Origin of the sequence: Streptomyces sp. NPDC058664, assembly GCF_042716635.1 — a bacterium.
Classification (GTDB): domain Bacteria; phylum Actinomycetota; class Actinomycetes; order Streptomycetales; family Streptomycetaceae; genus Streptomyces.
On the sequence record NZ_JBHXRW010000012.1, the window covers coordinates 57,123 to 78,380 of the forward strand.

Below are 21,258 nucleotides of genomic sequence, written 5' to 3' on the forward strand. Positions count from 1 at the left end.
GGCCCGCTCCCGGGGCGACGTAGGTTGGTCGCATGGCTCGTCCCGCACGGCCCGTACGGGTCGCTCCGCCCGTCTGGCTCACCGCCGGTCTCAAGCCCGCCCCCGCGCCCGTCCCCTGGGCCGCCGTCCTCCGTGCCGCCGTCGCGCTCTCCGTGCCGCTCGCGGCGGGACTGGCCGCCGGGCAGCCGGCGTACGGGGCGCTCGTGTCGATGGGCGCGCTGTCCGGGGTGATCGGCGACACCGCCGACGCCTACCGGATGCGGATCTTCAACATCGCCGTGCCGCAGCTCTTCGGGGCCGTCGGCGTCACCCTCGGCACCCTCGTCTTCGGTCACGGCTGGCTCGCGGTCGGCGCGCTCACCCTGGTCGCGCTCGTCTCCGGGATGATCTCCTCGATCGGCGCGGTCGCCTCCGTGTCCGGCCTCCTCCTGCTCCTCAACGCCGTCGTCGGCGCCGGCCTGCCCATGCCCGACCCGTGGTGGAAGGCGCCGCTCCTCCTCGGCGTCGGCGGGCTCTTCGTCCTCGCGCTCACCCTGCTCGGCTGGCCGCTGCGCCGGGCCGTCCCCGAGCGGGCCGCCGTCGCCGCCACCTACCGGGCCCTCGCCGAGCTGTACGAGGCCACCGGCACGTCCGCGTACGAAGAGAAGCGGCAGGCCGTCACCGCCTCGCTCAACAAGGCGTACGACCTGATCCTGGCGCACCGGGCCCGGCAGCACGGCCGCGCGCCCTCCCTGGTCCGGCTGCTCGCGCAGCTGAACGTCGTCATCCCGCTCGCCGAGGCCGCGCCCGCCGCGCATCTGCGCGCCCGGCTGCACGGCCCGCTGCCCGCCTCGGTCCCGGCGGCCGTACGGGAGCTCGCCGACGCCGTCGAGGAGGGCCGCACCGGGGTCCCCGTACTCGATCTGCCGGTCCCGGAGCGGCCCTCGGAGAAGGCCGTCGACCACGCCCTGCGGCACGCGGCCGCCGTCGTCCACAAGGTCGACCCCGACCCGTACAACGTGGACGACCGGCTCGGCCGGCCCGCGGCGCTCCGGGTCCGGGTCCGCAGGAGCACCCGCGCCGTGCTGTTCTCCGGAGCGTCCTGGCGGTACGGGCTGCGGCTCGCGCTCTGCATCGGTCTCGCGCAGGCGCTGGTCTCGCTGATCGCCGTGCCCCGCTCGTACTGGGTGGCACTGACCGTCACCTTCGTCCTGAAGCCGGACTTCGGTTCGGTCTTCTCCCGGGCGGTGCTCCGCGCCTTCGGCACCGCCCTCGGCCTCCTCCTCGCCGCCCTCGTGCTCGCCGAGGTCCCGCGCGGCTGGTGGGACGTGCCCGTGATGTGCGTGCTCGCCGCCCTCATCCCGGCGTTCTCGGCGAAGGGGTACGCCTTCCAGACGGCGGCCATCACACCGGTGATCCTGCTGCTCTCCGACACCCTCAACCAGCAGGGCTTCGACCTGGTCCTGCCCCGCCTGTACGACTCGCTCATCGGCTGCGGCATCGCGCTGATCGCCGGCTACCTGCTGTGGCCGGAGTCCTGGCACACCCGGATCGGGGACCGGCTCGCGGACGCCGTCGCCGACACCGCCGCCTATGTGACCCGCGCCTTCACCGGGGACGGCGCCGATCAGGGCGAACGGATCCGGGCCCGGCGGAAGCTCTACCGGGATCTGTCGACGGTCCGTTCCGAGTTCCAGCGCGCGCTGACCGAGCCGCCTCCCACCGGGGCCCGCGCGGCCGCCTGGTGGCCGCTCGTCGTCGCCGCCGAGCGGATCGTGGACGCGACGACGGCCGCCCGGATCCGGGTCGACCACGGCGCCCCGGCCCCCGATCCGGCCGAGGTCGCCGCCGTGGAGCGGGAGTTGCGCGAACTCGCGGACGGGCTGCGCGCTTCGGACACCCTCGTGGAGGTCCGATCGGAACTCGCGGGAGACGAGAACGGAGTCCTCGCGCCGCTCCGCCAGGAGGTCCGCGCGGCCCGTGCCATCGCCGGTCCCGACCTGCGGTAAACCTTCGCGCGGGGGCGCACGGGAGGACTTACCGGCGGTCACAGAACGGAACCCTCCCCACCGCCGTTACCGGAATCCACCCGGGCGACTACGATGCGCTCGATTCACCGTGATCCGCGCCCGCCGCCGTCGGCAACCGGCCCGGCGGACGGCCCGCTCAGCCCTGCCACCGCCCCGTCACCGCCCTGCCATCACCCCGTCACCGCCGCCCCGCCTCACCACCGCCCTGCCTCACCCCCCGCGCCCCGAGGACCCCGCCATGCGCACCACCACGAGCAGAGGGCTCCAGCCCAATGTCCTCGGCACCTTCGACACGATCGTGATGGCCGTCGCCGGCAGCGCCCCCGCCTACTCGCTGGCCGCGACCACCGCCGTCCTCTTCGGCGCCGTCGGCCTCGCGGGTCCGGCGGCCCTGCTGTACTGCGCGATACCGATGCTCGGCATCGTCCTCGCGTACGCCCGCCTCGGCCGCATCGACGTCAACGCGGGTGCCGGCTACTCCTGGGTGGGCCGCACCCTCCACCCCTTCCTCGGCTTCCTCTCCGGCTGGGCGCTCGTCTTCGCCGCCACCGTCTTCATGGTGGCGGGTTCGCTGCCCGCCGGCGCCCTCACGCTCTCCCTGATCGACCCGGACCTCGCCGACAGCACCCCGCTCGCCACCGCCGTCGGTGCCGGCTGGTTCCTGATGATGCTGCTCGTCGTCCTGGGCGGCGCGCGGCTCACCGTACGGGCCCAACTGATCATGTCGGGCGTCGAGATGGTCATCCTGATCGGATTCGTCCTGGCGGCCGTCGCGCACCGGGGGCGGGCCACGGCCTTCGACTGGTCCTGGTTCGGCCTCGGCCAGTTCGACGGAACGCAGGGCTTCGCCGCGGGCGCCCTGATCGCCGCGTTCTACTACTGGGGCTGGGACGTCACCAGCAACCTCAGCGAGGAGACCCGGAACAGCCGCCGCACCGCCGGACTCGCCGCACTCGTCGGCGTCGGCTTCGTCTTCGTCCTGTTCGAGGCCTTCACCGTCGCCGTGAACGTCCTGCTGACCGCCGAGGAGATCCGCACCGCGGGGCCCAACGTCCTCGCCGTGCTCGGCCAGGAGATCTGGCCGGGCGTCGGCGGCAAGCTCCTCGTCGTCGCCGTCGTCCTGTCGACCGTCGCCACTCTGGAGACCACCCTCCTCCAGGTCACCCGCTCGCTCTTCGCCATGGGCCGCGACCGGACCCTGCCCGCCGCGCTCGGCACCGTCCACCACCGCTGGAACACCCCGTGGGTCGCCATCGCCGCCGTCGGCGGCGCCGCCCTGGTGATGTTCGCCGCCGCCGCGGCCGCCGGCTCCGTCCAGCAGATCCTCAGCGACGCGGTCTCCGCGATCGGACTGCAGATCGCGTTCTACTACGGCCTCGCGGGCATCGCCGCGGTCGTCGCGTACAAGTCCGTCCTGTTCCGCTCCGTGAAGAACCTGGTCCTCGGCGGCCTCTGGCCGCTGCTCGGCTCCGCGTTCATGCTCTGGGCCTTCGTCGAGTCGCTCGGAGAACTCTCCACGACCGCCCTCACGATCGGACTCGGCGGCCTCCTCGTCGGTCTGCTCCCCCTGCTCGTGTACTGGCGGAAGGGCAGCGACTACTACCGCCCGGCCCGCCTGGACGCCGTCCGCGCGCTGGCCGCGACGGAGGGCTCGGGCCCCGTCACGCGCACGCGTACGGGCACCAGGGACAAGAGCTACGCGACGGACTTCTGAGCCGGGCCCCACCCACGACCACACAGCACCCCACCACTGACTCGGCACTCCACACTCCACGACTTCTGACGGCAGCCGAACCGAAGGAGGCCCCCATGGCCGTACGCCGACGCTCCGCGCGCTCCGCGCGTCCGGGGCGCTTCGTGCCCGACTTCGACCAGGACTTCGGGGACCGCGCGCTGACCGAGGCGCGCCACGACATCGTCATCGGCCGCTGGCAGGGCGTACGGGACCTGCTCGCCGCCACCGGTGACGACTGGGCCCGCCGCACCCACCGGCTGCGGCTCCTGTCGCACGCCGCCGCCGGCAGCTCCACCGTGGAGACCTGGCGGGCCGCCGAACCGGGCAACCCCGACGCGGCCGTGCTGCGCGCGGCGACCGAGGTGGTACGGGTCTTCGACGCGGCCATCGCGGCCGGCCGGGGCGCCGCCGTCGAACGGGGCCGGATCGACGCCGCCGTCGACGCCTGCCGGGGCGCGGCGGACGCGGCGCCCGCCGACCCCATGCCGTGGGTGTCGCTGCTCTCGGTGGCGAGGCTGTACGAGGGCGGGGTGCCGCGCCGTGAGCTGCGGCACTGGTTCGACGAGCTGCGGCGCCGCGACCCGTACAACACGGAGGGGCACATCCAGGTGCTGCGCTACTGGTCGGCCCGGTGGCACGGGACGCACGGCAGCATGTACGACTTCGCCCGCGACGCGGCGGGCGTGGCGCCGCCCGGCTCCCCGCTGCCGGTCCTGGTGCAGGTGGCGCGGGTCGAGGAGTACCGGTACATCGCGGACGGGGCGCTCGGGCGTGGCCCGGTGCGCGGCTTCGACCAGCACTGGAAGCACGAGCTCGCGGTCACGGAGCTGCGCCGTACGCACGCGCGGTGGATCGGCGGCCGGGACCCGGGGGCGCCGGTCGCGCCGGAGGAGGTCGGTGACCTCAACTTCCTGGCGCACGCGGCCTGCTACGCGGGCCAGGTGGACATCGCCAGGGAACTCCTCGGGCTCCTCGGCACGCGGGCGGCGTGGGTGCCGTGGGCGTACACGGGGGAACCGGAGGAGCAGTTCGTACGGTTCAGGGAGGGCCTGGGGGTGACGTGAGGCCCGGGGGTGGAGCGAGGCGCTCCGCCCCCGGACCCCCGCGGTGCTACACGCCGATGTCGCGGCCGTCCGTACGCCAGACGGCGACGACCGACGGGCGGACGAGCTTCCCGGGTCCGTCGGGCCACTGGGACAGGGGGTTCTCGACGGAGGCGCCGTCGAGCTCGCCCGGGTGCTGCACGGCCACCAGGACACGACGGTCCTGGATGATCGGACCGCAGGTCTCGGCGCCCTTCGGCACGGTCAGGAACTGCTTGAGCTCACCGCGCCGCTCACCGCGCGTGGCGACGCCGAACAGGCCGTCGTGCGAGCCGAGCTGGTTGCCGTCGGTGGAGATCCACAGGTTGCCGTGCGGGTCGAAGGCCACGTTGTCCGGGCAGGAGATCGGGGAGACCTTCTCCTTGGGGTAGCCGGCGAAGTAGGTGGCCGGGTCGTCCGGGTCGCCGGCGACGAGGAAGAGACGCCAGGCGAAGCCGTCGGCGGCGGGGTCGTCCCAGTGCTCGGCCAGTTCGAGGATCTGGCCGTGCTTGTTGAGGTTGCGCGGGTTGGCCTCGTCGGCGCCCGGGTTGGTGCCCTTGCCGCGGTTGGAGTTGTTGGTGAGCGCGACGTAGACGCGGCCGGAGCGCGGGGACGGCTCGACGTCCTCGGGGCGGTCCATCTTCGTCGCGCCGACCTTGTCACCGGCGAGGCGGGTGAAGACGAAGACCTCGTCGGCGGTCATGCCGGGGACGTGCGAGACGGCACCGTCGGGACCGGCCGTGGCGATCGGGATCCACTGGCCGGAGCCGTCGAACTCGCCGTCGTTCGGGAGCTTGCCGGTGCCGTCGATCTCGGCGGCCGGGGAGTCGCCGGTCAGCTTGGCGACGTACAGGGTGCCCTCGTCGAGCAGGGTGAGGTTGTGCTCACGGGCGGCCCGCGAGCCCCCCTTCTTCATCCGCTTGCTCGACACGAACTTGTAGAAGTAGTCGAACCGCTCGTCGTCGCCCATGTAGACGACCGGGCGGCCGTCCTCGGTGAGCCGGGGCTGCGCGGCCTCGTGCTTGAAGCGGCCGAGCGCGGTCCGCTTGCGGGGCGTGGAGTCGGGGTCGTACGGGTCGAGCTCGACGACCCAGCCCTGCCGGTGCACCTCGTTGGGCTCCTGGCGCAGGTCGAAGCGCTTGTCGAACCGCTCCCACTTGCGCTCGGAGGCGCCGGTGCCGACGCCGTACCGCTTGTCGGTGGCGGAGGACCCGTACGCGAAGTACTGGTTGAAGTTCTCCTCGCCGTGGAGGGTGGTGCCCCACGGGGTGGTGCCGCCGGCGCAGTTGTTGAGCGTGCCGAGGACGGTACGGCCCTCGGGGTCGGCGGAGGTCTTGACGAGGTCGCTGCCGGCGGCGGGCCCGGTGAGCTCGAACTCGCTGGTGGTGTGGAGGCGCCGGTTGAGGTGGTGGCGGGTGACCGGCGTCAGCTTGCCGGAGCGGTGCTCCTCCTGCACGACGACGACCGAGAGGCCGTGCGCGGCCCAGGCGATCTCGACCTGCTCGCGGGTCGGGTTCTCGGCGTCGTAGCCACGGAACATGAGGACTTCGTCGGTGTACTCGTGGTTGGCGACGAGGACCTGGCGGTGGTGCTCCCCGCGCAGCGGCAGCAGGGAGAGGAAGTCGTTGTTGTAGCCGAACTGGCCGGCCTGGGCCTTCGCCGACTGCTTCTCGGAGTCGAAGGCGGGGGCGCCGCGGAGGATCGGCTCGCCCCAGCGGATGACGATGTTCTGCGCGTAACCGGCGGGGACGGTGACCTGGTCGGCGGTGTTGGGCGCGACGGGCGCGAAGCGGAGACCGCGGGCGCCGTCGGTGCCGACCGGCTTCCCCGGCTTGCCGGGCCGGGCGGTCGCCTCGGGGGCGCTCCCGAGGACGACGGCACCACCGGCGGCGGAGGCGACGGTCACGACGGCGGCGGCGCGGAGCGCGGAACGGCGGGAGAGCACACCGGCTATGACGTCGCCGACGTACTCGTTGTCGCTGGTGTTGGGCACCTCGTGGAAACAGGCGTCACCACACCGGAACCGGCAGGTGAGAGCGGAACGGCCGCCTCCGTGGGGGTTGGTGCTCAGCAGCGGCAGCAGTTTGCGCACTTCGTCCTCCTACGGCGCACCACTGCGCCGACATGGTGTCGGGATACCTTCGGCGGCGACGCTATGTGCGTAGATCTGCACAGGAACGGCGGCGGAGTGAACGCCGAATGAATGCGCGGCAACCGGGGGCGACCGGGTCACGGAGGGGGGAAGGGGCGGCCGCTAACCTTACGTGTCCGCCCTGGCCAGGGATGAACGTCCCGAAACGCCCAGTACGGACATTCCCACTGCACCCCACTCATGCGAAAGGGTTCGCCCATGGGTATTCGGAGCATGCTGCGCAAGGTATTCGGTCGGGACCGCGAGGAATCCCCGGCAACCTCCGTCCCGCCCCAGACGCGTGAGACCCCGACCCCGGACACCCCGGGCACTTCGGACGCCCCGGGCACCTCCGACGACGCGGCCCGCCGCGCGGCGGACGACCTGGTGGCGGCGTCGTTCGACAACCCGCAGATCCCCAGGGCCCGGGCGAAGACGCCTACGGCGGGAGCGGGTGCGGGTACGGGGTCGACGGCTGGGACTGCGGAGCCGAAGGCGGCGCCTGCGGCTGAGGCGAAGACGAAGACTACGGAACCGGTGAGCACCGGGGGTCCGGATTCGGCCACGGAGACGGCGGACACGGAGGTGTCGGCGACGACGACGGCGGACGACGAGGCTGCGGTTTCCGCTGTCGAGCCGGCTGCCGCCGAGACCGAGGAGTCGGCTGACGCGGACACGGCGACGGCGACGGCGACGGCGACGGCCGAGGCTGCGGCTGACGCCGACGTGGCGGAGACCGAGGAGTCGGCTGACGCCGAGGTCGAGGTTGCGGCTGACGCCGACACGGCGACGGCCGAGGCTGCGGCTGACGCCGACGTGGCGGAGACCGAGCAGTCGGCTGACGCCGAGGTCGAGGTTGCGGCTGACGCCGACACGGCGACGACGGCTGAGCCCGTGGCTGACGAGTCGGCGGAGCCGACCGAGCCGGTCGAGCCGACCGATTCGACCGAGCCGGTCGCCGAAGAGTCGGCCACCGCGACGGCGGATGCGGCGGTCGAGCCCACCCCGGCAGAGGCGGAGCCGGAGGAGACCGCCGACGCGGTGGAGGCCGAGACGGAGGCGTCCGCCGACGCCGATGGGCCCGAAATCGCTCCCGAGCAGGAAGAGGCGGCCGAGGCCGCCCCCTCCGCACCGGCCGAGGAGTCGACGCCCGAGAAGGCCGAGGCGGCCGAGTCGGAGGCGTCCGCCGATGTCGACGGGCCGGAACTCGCTCCCGAGCAGCAGGCGGCGGCGGAGCCCGAGGCGGCTTCCGACGAGCCGCAGGCCCAGGCCACCGAGCCGGCGGAGCCGGAGACGGCGGCCGACGCGGACGCCGACGCGTCCGAGGTCACGGCGGAGCCGGAGGCCGAGGCCGAGGCCGCCGAAGCGGACACCGACGCCGAGCCGCAGGCCGAGACCCCGGAAGCCGAGCCGGAGGCCGACGCCCCGGAGGCCGACGCCCCGGAGACCGAGACCCCGGAGACCGAGACCGAGACCGAGCCCCAGGCCGCCGCCCCGCAGGGCCCCGCTCTTCCCCTCGCCACCGTCAAGGCCGCCGCCCCCCACCTCGCCGACGCCTACAAGGCCGCCGGGGCCCAGCTCAAGAAGCAGGGGCTCGACGGGGCGCGGGCCGCCGTGTACCTCGTGGTGGACCGGTCGGGTTCGATGCGCGGGTACTTCAAGGACGGCTCCGTGCAGCGGCTCGCCGAGCAGGTCACGGCCCTCGCGGCGCACCTCGACGAGGACGCCGCCGTCACGACCGTGTTCTTCTCGACGGACATCGACGGCACGGCCACCCTGACGCCCGCCGATCTCACCCCCACCCGCGTGGAGGAGATCAACGGCACCCTCGGCCGCCTGGGCCGTACCAACTACCACCGCGCCGTGGAGGAGGTCCTGGCCCACCACGCGAAGGCGGACCCGGCCCGTCCGGCCGTGGTGGTCTTCCAGACCGACGGCGCGCCGGAGTCGAAGACCGCCGCGACGCAGGCCCTGGCCGAGGCCGCCGACCGTCCGCTGCACTGGCGGTTCGTGGCCTGGGGCGAGGAGGACAACAAGGCCTTCGACTTCCTCAGGAAGCTCGACGGCACGCCCCGTACCGCCGCGTACTTCCCCGGCGCGACCCCGGTCGAGACCGCGCACCCCGCCTTCTACCGCGGGCTGCTCGAAGGCCTGGAGCTCTAGGACGGAGAGCCGGGGGTGGTGGTGACCGACAAGGTCGCCGCCACCCCCGACCCGTCCCGGCGGGCCCCCGGTATATCGATGTGAGTGGATCTTCGTCCGCCCGTTAGGATTTCGACCATGGCGGCCACTGGATCCGAGAAGCAGGGGGCGAAGGCGTTCTACGTCACGACCCCCATTTACTACGTCAACGACGCTCCTCACCTGGGCCACGCCTACACGACCGTCGCAGGCGACGTGCTCACGCGCTGGCACCGTCAGCGCGGCGAGAAGGTGTGGTACCTCACCGGCACGGACGAGCACGGTCAGAAGATCATGCGCACGGCCGAGGCGAACGACGTCACGCCCCAGGCCTGGTGCGACAAGCTCGTGGAGGAGGCGTGGAAGCCCCTCTGGGAGCACCTGAACATCGCGAACGACGACTTCATCCGCACCACGCAGAAGCGTCACACCGACCGCGTGCAGGAGTTCGTGCAGGACCTGTACGACAAGGGCGAGATCTACAAGGGCGGGTACGAAGGCCCGTACTGCGTGGGCTGTGAGGAGTACAAGCTCCCGGGCGATCTCATCGAGGCGGAGGACGGCACGAAGCTGTGCGCCGTCCACAAGAAGCCGGTGGAGATCCTCAAGGAGGAGAACTACTTCTTCAAGCTGAGCGAGTACGGCCCGAAGCTCCTGGAGTTCTACGAGACGAACCCGGGCTTCATCCAGCCGGAGTCGGCCCGCAACGAGGTCCTGAACTTCGTCAAGCAGGGCCTGGAGGACCTCTCCATCTCGCGCTCGACGTTCGACTGGGGCATCCCGGTCCCGTGGGACGAGAAGCACGTCATCTACGTGTGGATCGACGCGCTCCTGAACTACGCGACGGCCGTCGGCTACGGCTCCGACCAGGCGAAGTTCGACGAGACCTTCCCGGCGAACGTGCACCTCATCGGCAAGGACATCCTCCGCTTCCACGCGATCATCTGGCCCGCGATGCTGATGGCGCAGGGCCTGCCGGTCCCGGGCCGCGTCGCCGCGAACGGCTGGCTGATGGTCGGCGGCGAGAAGATGTCGAAGTCGAACCTGACCGGCATCAAGCCGCAGGACCTGACCTCGCACTTCGGCGTGGACGCGTACCGCTGGTACTTCCTGCGGGCGATCGCGTTCGGGCAGGACGGCTCGTTCTCGTGGGAGGACTTCTCGGCCCGCTACACGAGCGAGCTGGCGAACGACTACGGCAACCTGGCGTCGCGCGTCGCGGCGATGGTCGGCAAGTACTTCGACGGCAAGCTGCCGGCCTCGGCGGCCGACGGCGACGCGGAGACGGCGATCCACGAGGGCCTGGCCAAGGCCGTCGCGACGGCGGACCAGAAGATCGGCGAGGAGCTGGACTTCCAGTCCGGCATCCTGGCGATCTTCGACTTCGTGAAGCAGGTCAACGGCTACATCACGGAGCAGGAGCCGTGGAAGGTCGCGAAGGACGAGTCGGAGGAGGGCCGGGCCCGCCTGGCGACGATCCTCTACACGGCCGCCGAGTCGCTCCGCGCGGTCGCGGTCCTGCTGAACCCGATCATGCCGGAGACCTCGCAGGCCCTGTGGGACTCGCTGGGCGCCGAGGAGTCCCTGGGCGCCCTGGCGGACCAGCCGGTGCAGACCTCCGCCACGTGGGGACAGCTCCCCGCCGGCGCGACGGTGACGAAGGGCGCGGTGCTGTTCCCCCGCCTGGAGGAGAAGAAGGACTGACGGTTTCCCGTACGGCGAAGGCCGCCGCCCCTGCCGGACAGGGACGGCGGCCTTCGCCGTGTGTCAGGCGAGTACGAGCACGGCGACGGCGGGCGCCATGTAGACCAGCGGAAAGGCCACGTGCCCGTACGAGCGGGCCCGGAGAACGGTGATGACGGCCCCGGTGAAGTACAGGACGAGCCCGGCGGCGGCGAGCGTCCCGATCACGGGCACGAAGAACCCGACGAGGAGCCCGACGGCCCCGGCGACCTTGGCGGCCCCCAGCCAGTTCCACCACGCCCGGGGCACCCCGTACGCGGCGAGCGGCCCGACGACGAACGCGGCCCTGGCGAAGACCGACGCCCCGGAGAACCCGGCCATGAGCGCGGCGACGACGGTGACGACGACGGCGGCGGTGGACATCTCGGTGAACATCTCGGCTCCTTCGGCCATCCGGACGTCCGCCTCGACCGAGCCGGACACCACACTGACGGAGCCCGCGAGGAATGTGTGACAGCCGACGACGGGCTGACCCATGGCAAACCGAGGCGGCTCCTCCCCACTCGTACGTGTGGCCCGGACGCGCGCCGCCCCGTTACCGGCGCCCAGCTACGTGATCATCGTCCACGTCGCCCGCATCAGCGGCCCCGATCACTCACGGCCATCACAGGAGCAGAGGAGCGCCCCCCATGACGGACAGCACGGCAGCGCACGAGGGACCGTCGGACCCGGGCGGGACCGTCGGCGGGTCGATCCCCCTGCCGCCGGCCGGCGTCGACGCCCCTTGCGGCATGGACGCCGCCGACGTGCCGTTGAAGCTGAACATCCTCGGTGCGCTCACGCTCGACTTCAAGGGCGGCATCAACGTCCGCGTCAGGACGAGCATGGCCGAGGGGCTCGTGCTGGAGATCCAGGGCTTCCGCATGGAGGCGGACACCAGCCCGTCCACCCCGGGCGTGGGCACGCTCGTCGCTCTCGCGATGTCGAACGCGAGTCTCACGCCGCTCAGCGTCCTCCGGACCACGACGGCCGACGGCCTGGAGATGCTCCTCCACCTCTCCCTGACCGTCGAGGTCATCGACAAGGCCACGGGCGAGACGATCAGCACGCTCGCCACGGATCCAACGAAGTACGCCACGCTGCGGGCGACGAACCTCACGTCGTTCCCGCCGGTCGACCAGCTCTGCACCCTCCAGGAACCCGTGCAGCTCTACGCGTCCCAGGGCGGCACCGTCCAGATGGACAACCCGGCGGGCGAGCTGCAGGACTTCGACGTCACGGTCAGCCAGAGCGCGTGATCGCCGCCTGCTCAGGAATCCTGCCGAAAGGAGGCCGCCGGAGAAGAGGCGGGATGAGGCCGGCCGGTTACCCGAGATCGAGGACGGCTTTGCCGTGGAGGCGCCGGCCGAGGAGAGCCTGTACTGCCTCGGAGTGGCGGGTCCAGGGGCCGCGCCAGCTGATGCCCGGATCGAGGCGGCCTGCGGCGACCTCTCCGGCCAGCCAGGTCAGATCGGTGGAGAAGTCGGTGGTGGGGGCGCCGAAGAGGAAGAAGGTGCGGATCGACCGGTCGTGCCGTCCTTCGTTGCCCAGCAGGGCATCGGGTGACAGCACCACGTCGGCCTCGGAGGAGCGGCCCACGCTGTAGAGGGTGCCACCGGCCGACAGGGTGGCGAAGGCGTCGACGAGGTACTGCCCGCCGACGTTGTCGAGAACGGCGGACACGGGCTGCCGCGCGGCGGCCGGCTCGGGGTGGACCTCGTGGGCGCCCAGGGCTCGCAGTCCGTCCGCCTGGGCGGGGTTCCGGCTGATGGCAACGACGTGCGCGCCCGAGCGGGCGGCCAACTGGACGGCGTAGCGGCCGACGCCGCCGGAAGCGCCGGTGACCATCACGCGGCGACCGAGCAGCGATCCCATCCGGCGCAGCACGTGCAGGGCGCTCAGTCCGGCGACGGGGACGGTGCTCAGTGCGCCGGGGTCGGCGTCCTTCGGTGCGGTGCCGAGCCGGGCGGCGGGTACGGCTCGCAGCTCGGCCCAGCCGGTCTCGCCGAGGGTGACGACCCTCTCCCCCTCGGCCGGGCCGGAGCCGTCGGCGGCCGCCTGGACGACCACGCCGGCCGCGTCCCAGCCGAGCACGGTGCCGTCCGGCATCTGCGGACGGGTCGCCTCATGGACCTCACCGAAGTTCAGCGATACCGCCTCGACCCGCACGAGCGCCTCGTGGGCGGCGGGCCGTGGTGCGGGGACATCCGTCAGTAACAGGTGTCCGGGTGAGGTGTGGTCGACGACGAGTGCGCGCACAGGAAGACCCCTTTCACGAAGTGCCACAGTGTGGCGTTTGCTCTAGTAGAGCATATGCGCGATCTCGGCGTGCTTGGTAAAGTGCTCACGATGACCACCTCCGAACAGCCCGCCACCCTGCGCGAACGGAAGAAGCTCCGCACTCGCCAGGCGTTGGCCGACACCGCCGTCACGCTCTTCGGCGAACGCGGCTTCGACAACACTCCGCTGGACGCGCTACTGGAGCAGGTGGAGGTGTCCCGGCGGACCTTCTTCCGCAACTTCCGCTCCAAGGAGGACGTGGCACTCACCGCCGTCAAGCAGCTCTGGGACGTCTACCTGGAGGTCTTGGACGGCATCAAGAAGTCCGGGCCGCTGGCCGACGTCTTCCTCGACACCATGCTGATCACTCTGGAGCGCATGGACGAGGACTGGTACCGGCGCTTCCCGCTCACGCTCCGGCTGATCGCCGACTCGCCCGCACTCGACGGGCACACGCTGCGGCACTGCGCCGAAATCCAGGCCGAGATCGCTCGCCGACTCGACGGACAGAGCAGCATCGAGCTCCGGCTCCTCATCGAGTTCTTCGTGGCATCCTGGCGCTGCGCTCTGGACGAATGGCTGCCCGACTGCGTACCGGGCGAACTGCCCGCCCTCTTGCGCCGGACCTGCTCATCCATGCACTCCGCCCTGAGCTTGTCCTTCACGGTCTGAGGTCGAAATGGCCACGAGGGCGACTCCGGACGCGGGCTGCTCCTGGTCGAGGCGCTGTCGGACCGGTGGGGCGTCGAGCCGGGACCCGTACCCCGGAAGACCGTATGGGCCGAACTCGATCTTCCACGCCCCTGACCTGCGCAAACGACTCAGCCACCGGATTCCGGAAACCTGGTCTTCGGCGAGTCGGGCGGTCTCCCAAGACGACAACCGGAGAGAAAGAAACCCACCAAGCCCCACCCCTCCCCCCGCTCGGGCAGGCACTCACTCACTCGGGTGAAAAACACCAACACAGCTGGCTTTGGGGCGGGTTGCCTGTCTTACGCTCTGCCCCACTGGCATATGACCGCCGGTCTCAGACATGCGTCGGCCCCCGCCGGGACTAGCGATCCACGGCGAGGGCCTGACCACCAAGGAAGTAAGAGGCTTCCCGATGGGTACCCGGCACACTAGCGCGCGCCCGCACGTCGAGTCGCGTAACGACGGGAAAAACCTCCCTTCTCGGCGAGCCGGAGCGGCCACGCGTCGCGGCGGCGTCACGCACGACAACGTCCGCCACACCACCCGCTTCACGGTGATCGGCAACCACCTCGCCCAGCACGCCGAGCTGTCGCTGACGGCCATCGGCCTGGCCGCGCACATCCAGTCGCTGCCCAGCGGCGCGGCCATCGACATCAGGAGCCTCGCCGCCCGCTTCCCGGAGGGGACGACCCGGATCGCCTCCGCGCTGCGCGAGCTGGAGGCCCACGGGTACCTGCGCCGCACCCGCGAGCGTACGAAGGACGGACTCATCGTCACCCGCACGGTGTCCTGCAACAAGCCGGGCCGGACCGCCGCCACGGAGGAACCGAAGCCCAAGCGCCCCGCGCAGCGGGAGAAGAAGCCCGAGCGCCGCGCCCTGCCCGCCGTGCCGCAGCCCGCGTACCCCCATCCCGACGTGCTTACGACCGCCCTCGGGGTCCTCTCAGGGCTCCGCCGTACGGACCCCCGGCTCCTGATCTCCGCCACGGACGCCGAACACCTCGTCCCGGGCGTCGCCGCCTGGCTGGAGCGGGACCTCACCCCCGAGGCCGTGCACCACGCCCTGACCGCCGGCCTCCCGCAGGAACCCCTCCACCGCCCGGCCGCCCTCCTGGCCCACCGCCTCGCCGCCCAGCTCCCGCCCCTGCCGCCGTTCCGCACCCCGGAGAACTCGGCCGCCCACCACCCCCTCCAGAACTGCGACACCTGCGACCGCGCCTACCGCGCCCCCGAACCCGGAAACTGCGGCGCCTGCCGCACCTGACCGACCTCCGACGCCACACCCCTGGGGAACCCCGTGGTCAACCCACCGCACGAAGCGATGCACCACATCTAAGGACCCGTCGAAGCCGGCGAGCTGGGCGTACTACGTCTCGCACCTGTGGACGAAGTACGGGCTGCCGACCACCCTCCTTGTCGTCTGCCAGGACCGCGCCACGGCGGAATGGGCGGCCCGGCCCGTGGCCAGCGGACCGACCTACATGCGACGTCCGCGCCCGCGTCACCGGCTGCGGCGACCCCGAGACGCTGCGCGTCTGGCTGGCCCGCGCCGGCACGGCGGGCGGCAGCAACGACACCGTCACCGCGGACCTCGCCACCCTGGACCAGGTCACGCACACCTGCGAGACGGTCCACCGCGGCTGACGCCCCGGCGCACCGACCGACCGTCCTCGCTCGACGTGCGGCCCTGGCCTCGCGCTTTCGGCGGGAAGTCGGAAGGGCCCGGGGACGACGTCCGTTCCCGGGCTCTCTGCGCACCGGCCGGGCCCATGGCGCGCAGCGCGGAGGCAGAACGCGTGACAGCCGAAGGACTACCGTGTCGGAGGCCGGTGTGCTCCGGATCCACACCGTGGTCGAGCACGGCCCCGACGGCGGTGCCCGCATCGTCCGCCGCGCCGGGGGTGTCCTCCGGCCCGGGCAGGTCTTCGCCGCGAGGGGGCCGACGAGGACGGTGTGTCAGATCACGGCGAACCGGTCCACCAGCAGTTCCACCCTCCGCTCGACGTCCGCCGCCGGCATCCGTCCCGCCCGGATCAGGGTGGCCACCCCGTGCAGGGCCGCCCAGAACACCTCGGTGAACAGTCCTGGGTGGACGCCCTCCCCGGCGACCTCGCCGAGGCTTTCCAGCAGGGCGGCGAAGGCGTCCTTCAGGGGCTCCGGAGTGTCCTCGTGCGCGAACGCCAGGTCGCCGTCCAGCCGGAACATGGCGTCGTAGACCGCCGGGTTGCGCTCGGCGAAGTCGAGGTAGGCGCGGGCGAGGGCGGTGACCCGGGCGCGAGGGCCGTCCGCGGCGGCGGCCGCGGCCCGCAGCGCCGCGGCCATCTCGGCGGCACCCTCGAGGGCGACGGCGCCGATTATCTCGCGCTTGCCGCGGAAGTGGCTGTAGAGGACGGGCTGGCTGTATTCGATGCGCTCGGCGAGCCGGCGGGTGGTGACCGCGTCCCAGCCCTGCTGCTCGGCGAGTTCACGGGCCGTCGCCACGATGAGGCGTTCGCGGTCCGCCCGTTCGCGCTGCTTGCGTTCCTGTACCGACATGAACCGATCCTAGCATCGCTAGACAATCGAGCGGCAGTAGTACTAGCCTTGCTTCATCAGCTAGCAACGCTAGATTCCAGAAGGGGTCACCGTGCTCAACGCACTCGAGGTCTTCACCACCGTGGTCGTCGGCCTGATGGTGGGGGTGGAGTTCGCCGTCGCCTTCGTCCTCAACCCGATCCTCAACGGACTCCCCGACGACAGCGGTCAGCTCGGCCGCGCCCACGGGGGCCGGATGCTCGGCGCCGTCATGCCGGTCTGGTACATCGGCTCGCTCGTCCTGACCGCGGTCTGGGCCGTCGCCGGATGGCATGACCCCGGCACCGGCCTCGTCGTCATCGCCGCCGCGCTGCTGATCCTGAGCGTGATCATGTCGATCCTGCTGCTCGTCCCGATCAACAACCGGGGCAAGACGTGGACCCCCGAGAACCGGCCCGAGGACTGGAAGGAGCAGATGAACCGCTGGGACCGCTTCCACTACATCCGCGTCGCCGTCATCATCGCCGCCTTCACCCTGCTGGTCACCGCCCTCACCTGAGCCGCGGGCCGATACCACGCCGCTGGCGCACGATCCCCTGGGGCAGAGCGGGAACGGTGGCGGGATCACCGGCGGGCGACCGGCCCGCCAAGTCCCCGCTCCGGGAGAGACATGACGAAGCGACACGAAGGCGAGGACCGCGGAGTTCGCGACCGGGTCGAGGAGCTCGCGCGACAGGGCCTGGTGGAGGCCGGTGGAGGGGTACCGGAAGACGCACCGGACCCCAGGAGAGCGTTCCTCGCCGTGGTCGGGTACGAGGTGAAGCCCACCACGACGGTCCTTCAGACGGACCCGAACGTACGGGAACGAGTGGACGCCCTCTGGTACGAAGAAGCGGATCGGATGGGACTGTTCGACCGGGACGGGGAGTTCCTCCTGTTCTCCTGGCCCCCGGGCAGCCCGAGCGGGGAATGGCGCAGGATGCGGGACGCGACCGGCACCCGTCTCCCCTCCCGCATCGCCACCGCGACCGGAAACCCCGAGTTCATCGCGGCCTCCCTGGACGGCAGGTCACTGTGCGCGGTCTCGGTCGAGGAGTACGAGGACTGGATCATCACGCACTCCTTCTCCTGATCCGGCCCCGCTCCTGGTCCTGATCCTGGTCCTGATCCTGGTCCTCGACGGCCTCACGGCCGCCCTGGACGGGCCGGGGACCTGAGCCCGAAAGACCCGAGGCACGTCGACCTGACGAGTTCGGGTTTTTGTTCGGCGGGACGGGTGACGGCCGTCCACGCGAACGACTGGACGGAGCGGTACGCCTACGACGAGGCGGGCAACCAGACGGAGGCGTCCTGGCCGGCCACGCACCCGCCCCAGTCCGCAACGGGCGGGCGCACCTACGAGGGCACCCGTATCACCGGCGCGGGGGCCGTCCGCTACGAACACGACGACCAGGGCCGGATCGTCCTGCGCCGGAAGACCCGTCTCTCCCGCAAGCCGGACACCTGGCGCTACGAGTGGGACGCGGAGGATCGCCTGACCTCGGTGACGACCCCGGACGACACGGTGTGGCGGTACGCGTACGACCCTCTGGGCCGCCGCATATCCAAGCAATCCCCGCTGGAAACGGTCCACTTCACGTGGGACGGCACGACCCTCTGCGACCAGACGACGGCCGACGTCACCCTCACCTGGGACCACGCGGGCCTGCGCCCCCTGGCCCAGACGGAACGCCGCACGGACACGGACGACGAACGCTTCTTCGCCATCGTCACCGACCTGATCGGCACCCCGACGGAACTCGCCGACGAATCAGGCGGCTTGGCCTGGCGAACCCGCACGCCTCTCTGGGGCACGACGACCTGGACCAGATCGGCCACCGCCTACACCCCGCTCCGCTTCCCGGGCCAGTACTTCGACCCCGAATCGGGCCTGCACTACAACCACTTCCGCTACTACGACCCGGAAAACGCCCGCTGCCTCTCCCCGGCCCCCCCTGGGGCTGACCCCGGCCCCGAACCCGGCGACGTACGTCCATAGTCCACATAAGTGGTGCGACCCGCTGGGACTTGCGCCCGACGGGTGTCCTCCCGAGGATCACCTCTTTCGCGGTACGACCACAGGATTCGGCGCCAGCGGCGGAACTGCAGCATCAGGGTTCACCCCCACGTCAACCGGCCCTGGCGTTGCGATGGCGTTCGCTCGGCATTCGGAGCAATATGGCGACGCCGTAGTGCACCTCATACCGAGAAGTGCTCTTGAAGGGATTCCGGTGGAACGCGGGTTCATTCCACCAGAGGCAGAAGTCGCAATAGGCTTTCCTGCCGCCGAGCTCGCCAGACGCGCCGGAGCGACGATTCCCTCAAGTGTCGCGAGGGACATACTCGCAGGAATGGACATACACGTCCCGAAGATCAACAACTATGGCGACATCACTGACGCTCTCAGGTTTGACATGCTCAAGCTGACTACCGACCAGGTAGCAAGGTTTATCCAGGAGGCGTACAGACGTGCCGGAAACCAGTAAGCTTCAAATCTACTCAATCGAACAGGAGAACGCCGACGGCGGCGTTTGCGTCGTCCGTTGCATCGGCGGGATCGCACGAGTAGGTCAGAATTTTCTCGAGCAGGGGGAAGAACCAGAATCATCCACCCGGCACTTCACCCTGAATCGCATTGTTCGATATAGCCGGGATGTGGAATTATTCGACCCCCCGCATAACGCCAGAGTCCATCTGACGGGCCGCCCACTCGCCGGTCTGGGCGAAGGGTCCGTGCTGGTTCCGTTCGACGAGGAAAGACAGTCATGAGGCGTCGCGAGACGTGCTGACGGCATACGGGGACGGCAGCGGGTCGCCGTGCATGCGAAAGGGCCCGGACTCCTTGCGGATTCCAGGCCCTCGCTTCGCTCATCCGTCAGGCTTACCGCGCCGCGTCCGGGTGGACCGCTTCCGTCACCGGGCGGTCGTCCGCCGGCTTCTCCGCCGTCTTCGCGACCGGCTTGCGGAGCTGGATGTTCAGCTCGCGCAGGCGGGACTCGTCCAGTTCCGTCGGGGCGCCCATCAGGAGGTCCTGGGCGTTGCCGTTCAGCGGGAAGGCGATGGTCTCGCGGATGTTCGGCTCGTCGGCGAGGAGCATCACGATGCGGTCGACGCCCGGGGCGATGCCGCCGTGCGGCGGGGCGCCGTACTCGAAGGCGCGGAGCATGCCCGCGAACTCGTGCTCGACGGTCTCGCGGGAGTAGCCCGCGATCTCGAAGGCCTTGAACATGATCTCGGGCTCGTGGTTCCGGATGGCGCCGGAGGAGAGCTCGATGCCGTTGCAGACGATGTCGTACTGCCAGCCGAGGACGTCCAGCGGGTCCTGGGTCTCCAGGGCCTCGAGGCCGCCCTGGGGCATCGAGAAGGGGTTGTGCGAGAAGTCGATCTTGCCGGTCTCCTCGTCCTTCTCGTACATCGGGAAGTCGACGATCCACGCGAAGCGGAAGACGTTCTCCTCGAACTGGCCGGCGCGCTTGGCGGCCTCGACCCGGACCGGGCCCATGATCTTGGAGACCTCGTCGAACTCGCCCGCGCCGAAGAAGATCGCGTGGCCGGGGGCCAGGCCGAGGCGCTCGGTGAGGACCTTGACGTTCTCCTCGGTGAGGAACTTGGCGATCGGGCCGGTGAGGGCGTTGCCCTCGCCGACGCGGACCCAGGCCAGGCCCTTCGCGCCGAGGGAGACCGCGAAGTCGCCGAGCTGGTCGAAGAACTTGCGCGGCTGGTCGCCGGTGTTCGGGACGGCGAGCGCGCGGACGTGCTTGCCGGCGAAGGCCTTGAACTCCGACGCCTCGAAGACGTCGGAGATGTCGACGAGTTCCAGGGACGTACGCAGGTCGGGCTTGTCGTTGCCGTACTTCAGCATCGACTCGCGGAACGGGATCCGCGGGAACGGCGAGGTGACGTGGCGGCCGCCGCCGAACTCCTCGAAGATCTCCGTCATGAGCTTCTCGATCGGCTGGAAGACGTCCTCCTGCTCGACGAAGCTCATCTCGACGTCGAGCTGGTAGAACTCGCCCGGCGAGCGGTCGGCGCGGGCGTCCTCGTCGCGGAAGCAGGGCGCGATCTGGAAGTACCGGTCGAAGCCCGAGATCATGAGCAGCTGCTTGAACTGCTGCGGGGCCTGCGGCAGCGCGTAGAACTTGCCCGGGTTCAGGCGGGACGGGACGACGAAGTCGCGGGCGCCCTCGGGGGAGGTCGCGGCGAGGATCGGGGTCGCCATCTCGTTGAAGCCGAGGGCCACCATCTTGGAGCGGATGGCGGCGATGACGGCGGAGCGCAGCATGATGTTGCGGTGCATGCGCTCGCGGCGCAGGTCGAGGAAGCGGTACTCCAGGCGCCGCTCCTCGTTGACGCCGTCGTCGGTGTTGACGGTGAAGGGGAGCGGCTTCGAGGCGCCCAGGATCTCGACCTCGGCGGCCTCGATCTCGATCTCGCCGGTGGGCAGCTCCGGGTTGACGTTCTCGGCGCCGCGCGAGACGACCTTGCCGTCCACGCGGACGACGGTCTCCTTGGTCAGCTTGTCGAGGACCTCGGCCGCGGCGGTGCCGGGGCGGGCGACGAGCTGCGTGATGCCGTAGTGGTCGCGCAGATCGATGAAGAGGATGCCGCCCAGGTCGCGCCGATTGTGCAGCCAGCCGCTCAGCCGGACGTCGGTGCCGACGTCAGAGGCGCGGAGCTCGCCGCAGGTGTGGGACCTGTACCGATGCATCGTCGTTCATCCAGTCTTCGGGATTCGTGGGTCGTGGGCCGCCGCCCGTCGCCTCTGCCATCGGTGCCACCGGCCCCGCAGGGTCGGAGTCACGGATGTCACAGGACACGCGGGCGGACCCGTCCAGGGTACCGGCCGGGCCGTGATCGCTTTTCGAATACTCT

The 21,258-nt window shown here is 71.0% G+C and carries 18 protein-coding genes and 2 pseudogenes; 15 read left to right on the forward strand and 5 right to left on the reverse strand.

The window, feature by feature from the left end; translation table 11 throughout:
- Positions 1–32: 32 nt before the first annotated feature.
- The 3 genes from ACFWUY_RS12625 (at position 33) to ACFWUY_RS12635 (ending at position 4,808) form a co-directional block, all read left to right on the forward strand.
- Positions 33–1,988: an FUSC family protein gene (locus ACFWUY_RS12625; RefSeq protein WP_384106285.1), complete on the forward strand. Its 1,956-nt coding sequence runs from the start codon at positions 33–35 to the stop codon at positions 1,986–1,988.
- 259 nt (positions 1,989–2,247) lie between these two features.
- Entirely contained in the window at positions 2,248–3,723 is a 1,476-nt protein-coding gene (locus ACFWUY_RS12630; protein WP_384106288.1) for an APC family permease, read from the forward strand.
- Between the two features lie 95 nt (positions 3,724–3,818).
- Positions 3,819–4,808 carry a hypothetical protein gene (locus tag ACFWUY_RS12635; protein ID WP_384106291.1) on the forward strand — a complete coding sequence of 330 codons (990 nt, stop codon included), beginning with the start codon at positions 3,819–3,821 and terminating at the stop codon, positions 4,806–4,808.
- Positions 4,809–4,854: 46 nt separating this feature from the next.
- On the opposite strand, the gene ACFWUY_RS12640 is transcribed toward ACFWUY_RS12635, so the two are convergent.
- Entirely contained in the window at positions 4,855–6,918 is a 2,064-nt protein-coding gene (locus tag ACFWUY_RS12640; RefSeq protein WP_384106294.1) for a PhoX family protein, read from the reverse strand.
- A 258-nt stretch (positions 6,919–7,176) separates the two neighbouring features.
- On the opposite strand from ACFWUY_RS12640, the gene ACFWUY_RS12645 reads away from it, so the two are divergent.
- Together ACFWUY_RS12645 and metG are read left to right on the forward strand one after the other, a co-directional pair.
- Positions 7,177–9,120, forward strand: a complete 1,944-nt coding sequence (locus ACFWUY_RS12645) for a VWA domain-containing protein (protein WP_384106297.1) — start codon at positions 7,177–7,179, stop codon at positions 9,118–9,120.
- 117 nt (positions 9,121–9,237) lie between these two features.
- A complete protein-coding gene (gene metG, locus ACFWUY_RS12650) occupies positions 9,238–10,842 on the forward strand; it encodes a methionine--tRNA ligase (RefSeq protein WP_384106300.1) in 1,605 nt (534 codons plus the stop codon).
- A gap of 63 nt (positions 10,843–10,905) precedes the next feature.
- Here the strand turns inward: metG and ACFWUY_RS12655 are convergent, their stop codons facing one another.
- Positions 10,906–11,256 (reverse strand): DoxX family protein, encoded by a 351-nt coding sequence (locus ACFWUY_RS12655; RefSeq protein ID WP_384106303.1) that lies wholly within the window; start codon positions 11,254–11,256, stop codon positions 10,906–10,908.
- Between the two features lie 254 nt (positions 11,257–11,510).
- Between ACFWUY_RS12655 and ACFWUY_RS12660 the strand changes: the two genes are divergently transcribed.
- Positions 11,511–12,119, forward strand: a complete 609-nt coding sequence (locus ACFWUY_RS12660; RefSeq protein ID WP_384106306.1) for a hypothetical protein — start codon at positions 11,511–11,513, stop codon at positions 12,117–12,119.
- A gap of 67 nt (positions 12,120–12,186) precedes the next feature.
- Here ACFWUY_RS12660 and ACFWUY_RS12665 read toward each other — a convergent pair whose 3' ends face one another.
- Positions 12,187–13,119 carry a zinc-binding dehydrogenase gene (locus tag ACFWUY_RS12665; protein WP_384106309.1) on the reverse strand — a complete coding sequence of 311 codons (933 nt, stop codon included), beginning with the start codon at positions 13,117–13,119 and terminating at the stop codon, positions 12,187–12,189.
- Between the two features lie 90 nt (positions 13,120–13,209).
- Between ACFWUY_RS12665 and ACFWUY_RS12670 the strand changes: the two genes are divergently transcribed.
- The 4 genes and pseudogenes from ACFWUY_RS12670 (at position 13,210) to ACFWUY_RS12685 (ending at position 15,477) form a co-directional block, all read left to right on the forward strand.
- A complete protein-coding gene (locus ACFWUY_RS12670) occupies positions 13,210–13,812 on the forward strand; it encodes a TetR/AcrR family transcriptional regulator (RefSeq protein ID WP_384106312.1) in 603 nt (200 codons plus the stop codon).
- Positions 13,813–13,827: 15 nt separating this feature from the next.
- Positions 13,828–13,947 (forward strand): annotated as a pseudogene (locus ACFWUY_RS12675) (ATP-binding protein); the annotation flags it as partial.
- A 298-nt stretch (positions 13,948–14,245) separates the two neighbouring features.
- Entirely contained in the window at positions 14,246–15,097 is an 852-nt protein-coding gene (locus ACFWUY_RS12680; RefSeq protein ID WP_384106314.1) for a helix-turn-helix domain-containing protein, read from the forward strand.
- 149 nt (positions 15,098–15,246) lie between these two features.
- The gene (locus ACFWUY_RS12685; protein WP_384106317.1) at positions 15,247–15,477 is read left to right on the forward strand and encodes a hypothetical protein; all 231 of its coding nucleotides are present in this window, start codon (positions 15,247–15,249) and stop codon (positions 15,475–15,477) included.
- Positions 15,478–15,789: 312 nt separating this feature from the next.
- Here the strand turns inward: ACFWUY_RS12685 and ACFWUY_RS12690 are convergent, their stop codons facing one another.
- Entirely contained in the window at positions 15,790–16,368 is a 579-nt protein-coding gene (locus tag ACFWUY_RS12690) for a TetR/AcrR family transcriptional regulator (RefSeq protein WP_384106319.1), read from the reverse strand.
- Positions 16,369–16,459: 91 nt separating this feature from the next.
- Here ACFWUY_RS12690 and ACFWUY_RS12695 point away from each other — a divergent pair, with 91 nt between their 5' ends.
- The 5 genes and pseudogenes from ACFWUY_RS12695 (at position 16,460) to ACFWUY_RS12715 (ending at position 19,155) form a co-directional block, all read left to right on the forward strand.
- The gene (locus ACFWUY_RS12695; protein WP_384106322.1) at positions 16,460–16,906 is read left to right on the forward strand and encodes a DUF1772 domain-containing protein; all 447 of its coding nucleotides are present in this window, start codon (positions 16,460–16,462) and stop codon (positions 16,904–16,906) included.
- 111 nt (positions 16,907–17,017) lie between these two features.
- A complete protein-coding gene (locus ACFWUY_RS12700; RefSeq protein WP_384106325.1) occupies positions 17,018–17,479 on the forward strand; it encodes a hypothetical protein in 462 nt (153 codons plus the stop codon).
- A 132-nt stretch (positions 17,480–17,611) separates the two neighbouring features.
- Positions 17,612–18,425, forward strand: a pseudogene (locus tag ACFWUY_RS12705) (RHS repeat-associated core domain-containing protein); the annotation flags it as partial.
- 192 nt (positions 18,426–18,617) lie between these two features.
- Positions 18,618–18,872, forward strand: coding sequence for a hypothetical protein (locus ACFWUY_RS12710; RefSeq protein ID WP_384106560.1), 255 nt, complete (start codon positions 18,618–18,620; stop codon positions 18,870–18,872).
- The gene (locus ACFWUY_RS12715) at positions 18,856–19,155 is read left to right on the forward strand and encodes a hypothetical protein (RefSeq protein ID WP_384106328.1); all 300 of its coding nucleotides are present in this window, start codon (positions 18,856–18,858) and stop codon (positions 19,153–19,155) included. The genes ACFWUY_RS12710 and ACFWUY_RS12715 overlap by 17 nt, the downstream gene beginning before the upstream one ends.
- Before the next feature lie 112 nt (positions 19,156–19,267).
- Here ACFWUY_RS12715 and aspS read toward each other — a convergent pair whose 3' ends face one another.
- Positions 19,268–21,094, reverse strand: a complete 1,827-nt coding sequence (aspS, locus tag ACFWUY_RS12720; RefSeq protein WP_384106330.1) for an aspartate--tRNA ligase — start codon at positions 21,092–21,094, stop codon at positions 19,268–19,270.
- Positions 21,095–21,258: the final 164 nt, after the last annotated feature.

Excerpts from the sequence above, each read along its gene's own strand:
- ACFWUY_RS12625 (WP_384106285.1), top strand. The coding sequence starts at position 33 with ATGGCTCGTCCCGCACGGCCCGTACGGGTCGCTCCGCCCGTCTGGCTC.
- aspS (WP_384106330.1), bottom strand. The coding sequence starts at position 21,094 with ATGCATCGGTACAGGTCCCACACCTGCGGCGAGCTCCGCGCCTCTGAC.
- ACFWUY_RS12655 (WP_384106303.1), bottom strand. The coding sequence starts at position 11,256 with ATGTTCACCGAGATGTCCACCGCCGCCGTCGTCGTCACCGTCGTCGCC.
- ACFWUY_RS12630 (WP_384106288.1), top strand. The coding sequence starts at position 2,248 with ATGCGCACCACCACGAGCAGAGGGCTCCAGCCCAATGTCCTCGGCACC.
- ACFWUY_RS12635 (WP_384106291.1), top strand. The coding sequence starts at position 3,819 with ATGGCCGTACGCCGACGCTCCGCGCGCTCCGCGCGTCCGGGGCGCTTC.
- ACFWUY_RS12660 (WP_384106306.1), top strand. The coding sequence starts at position 11,511 with ATGACGGACAGCACGGCAGCGCACGAGGGACCGTCGGACCCGGGCGGG.
- ACFWUY_RS12700 (WP_384106325.1), top strand. The coding sequence starts at position 17,018 with ATGACGAAGCGACACGAAGGCGAGGACCGCGGAGTTCGCGACCGGGTC.
- ACFWUY_RS12690 (WP_384106319.1), bottom strand. The coding sequence starts at position 16,368 with ATGTCGGTACAGGAACGCAAGCAGCGCGAACGGGCGGACCGCGAACGC.
- ACFWUY_RS12670 (WP_384106312.1), top strand. The coding sequence starts at position 13,210 with ATGACCACCTCCGAACAGCCCGCCACCCTGCGCGAACGGAAGAAGCTC.
- metG (WP_384106300.1), top strand. The coding sequence starts at position 9,238 with ATGGCGGCCACTGGATCCGAGAAGCAGGGGGCGAAGGCGTTCTACGTC.
- ACFWUY_RS12680 (WP_384106314.1), top strand. The coding sequence starts at position 14,246 with ATGGGTACCCGGCACACTAGCGCGCGCCCGCACGTCGAGTCGCGTAAC.
- ACFWUY_RS12645 (WP_384106297.1), top strand. The coding sequence starts at position 7,177 with ATGGGTATTCGGAGCATGCTGCGCAAGGTATTCGGTCGGGACCGCGAG.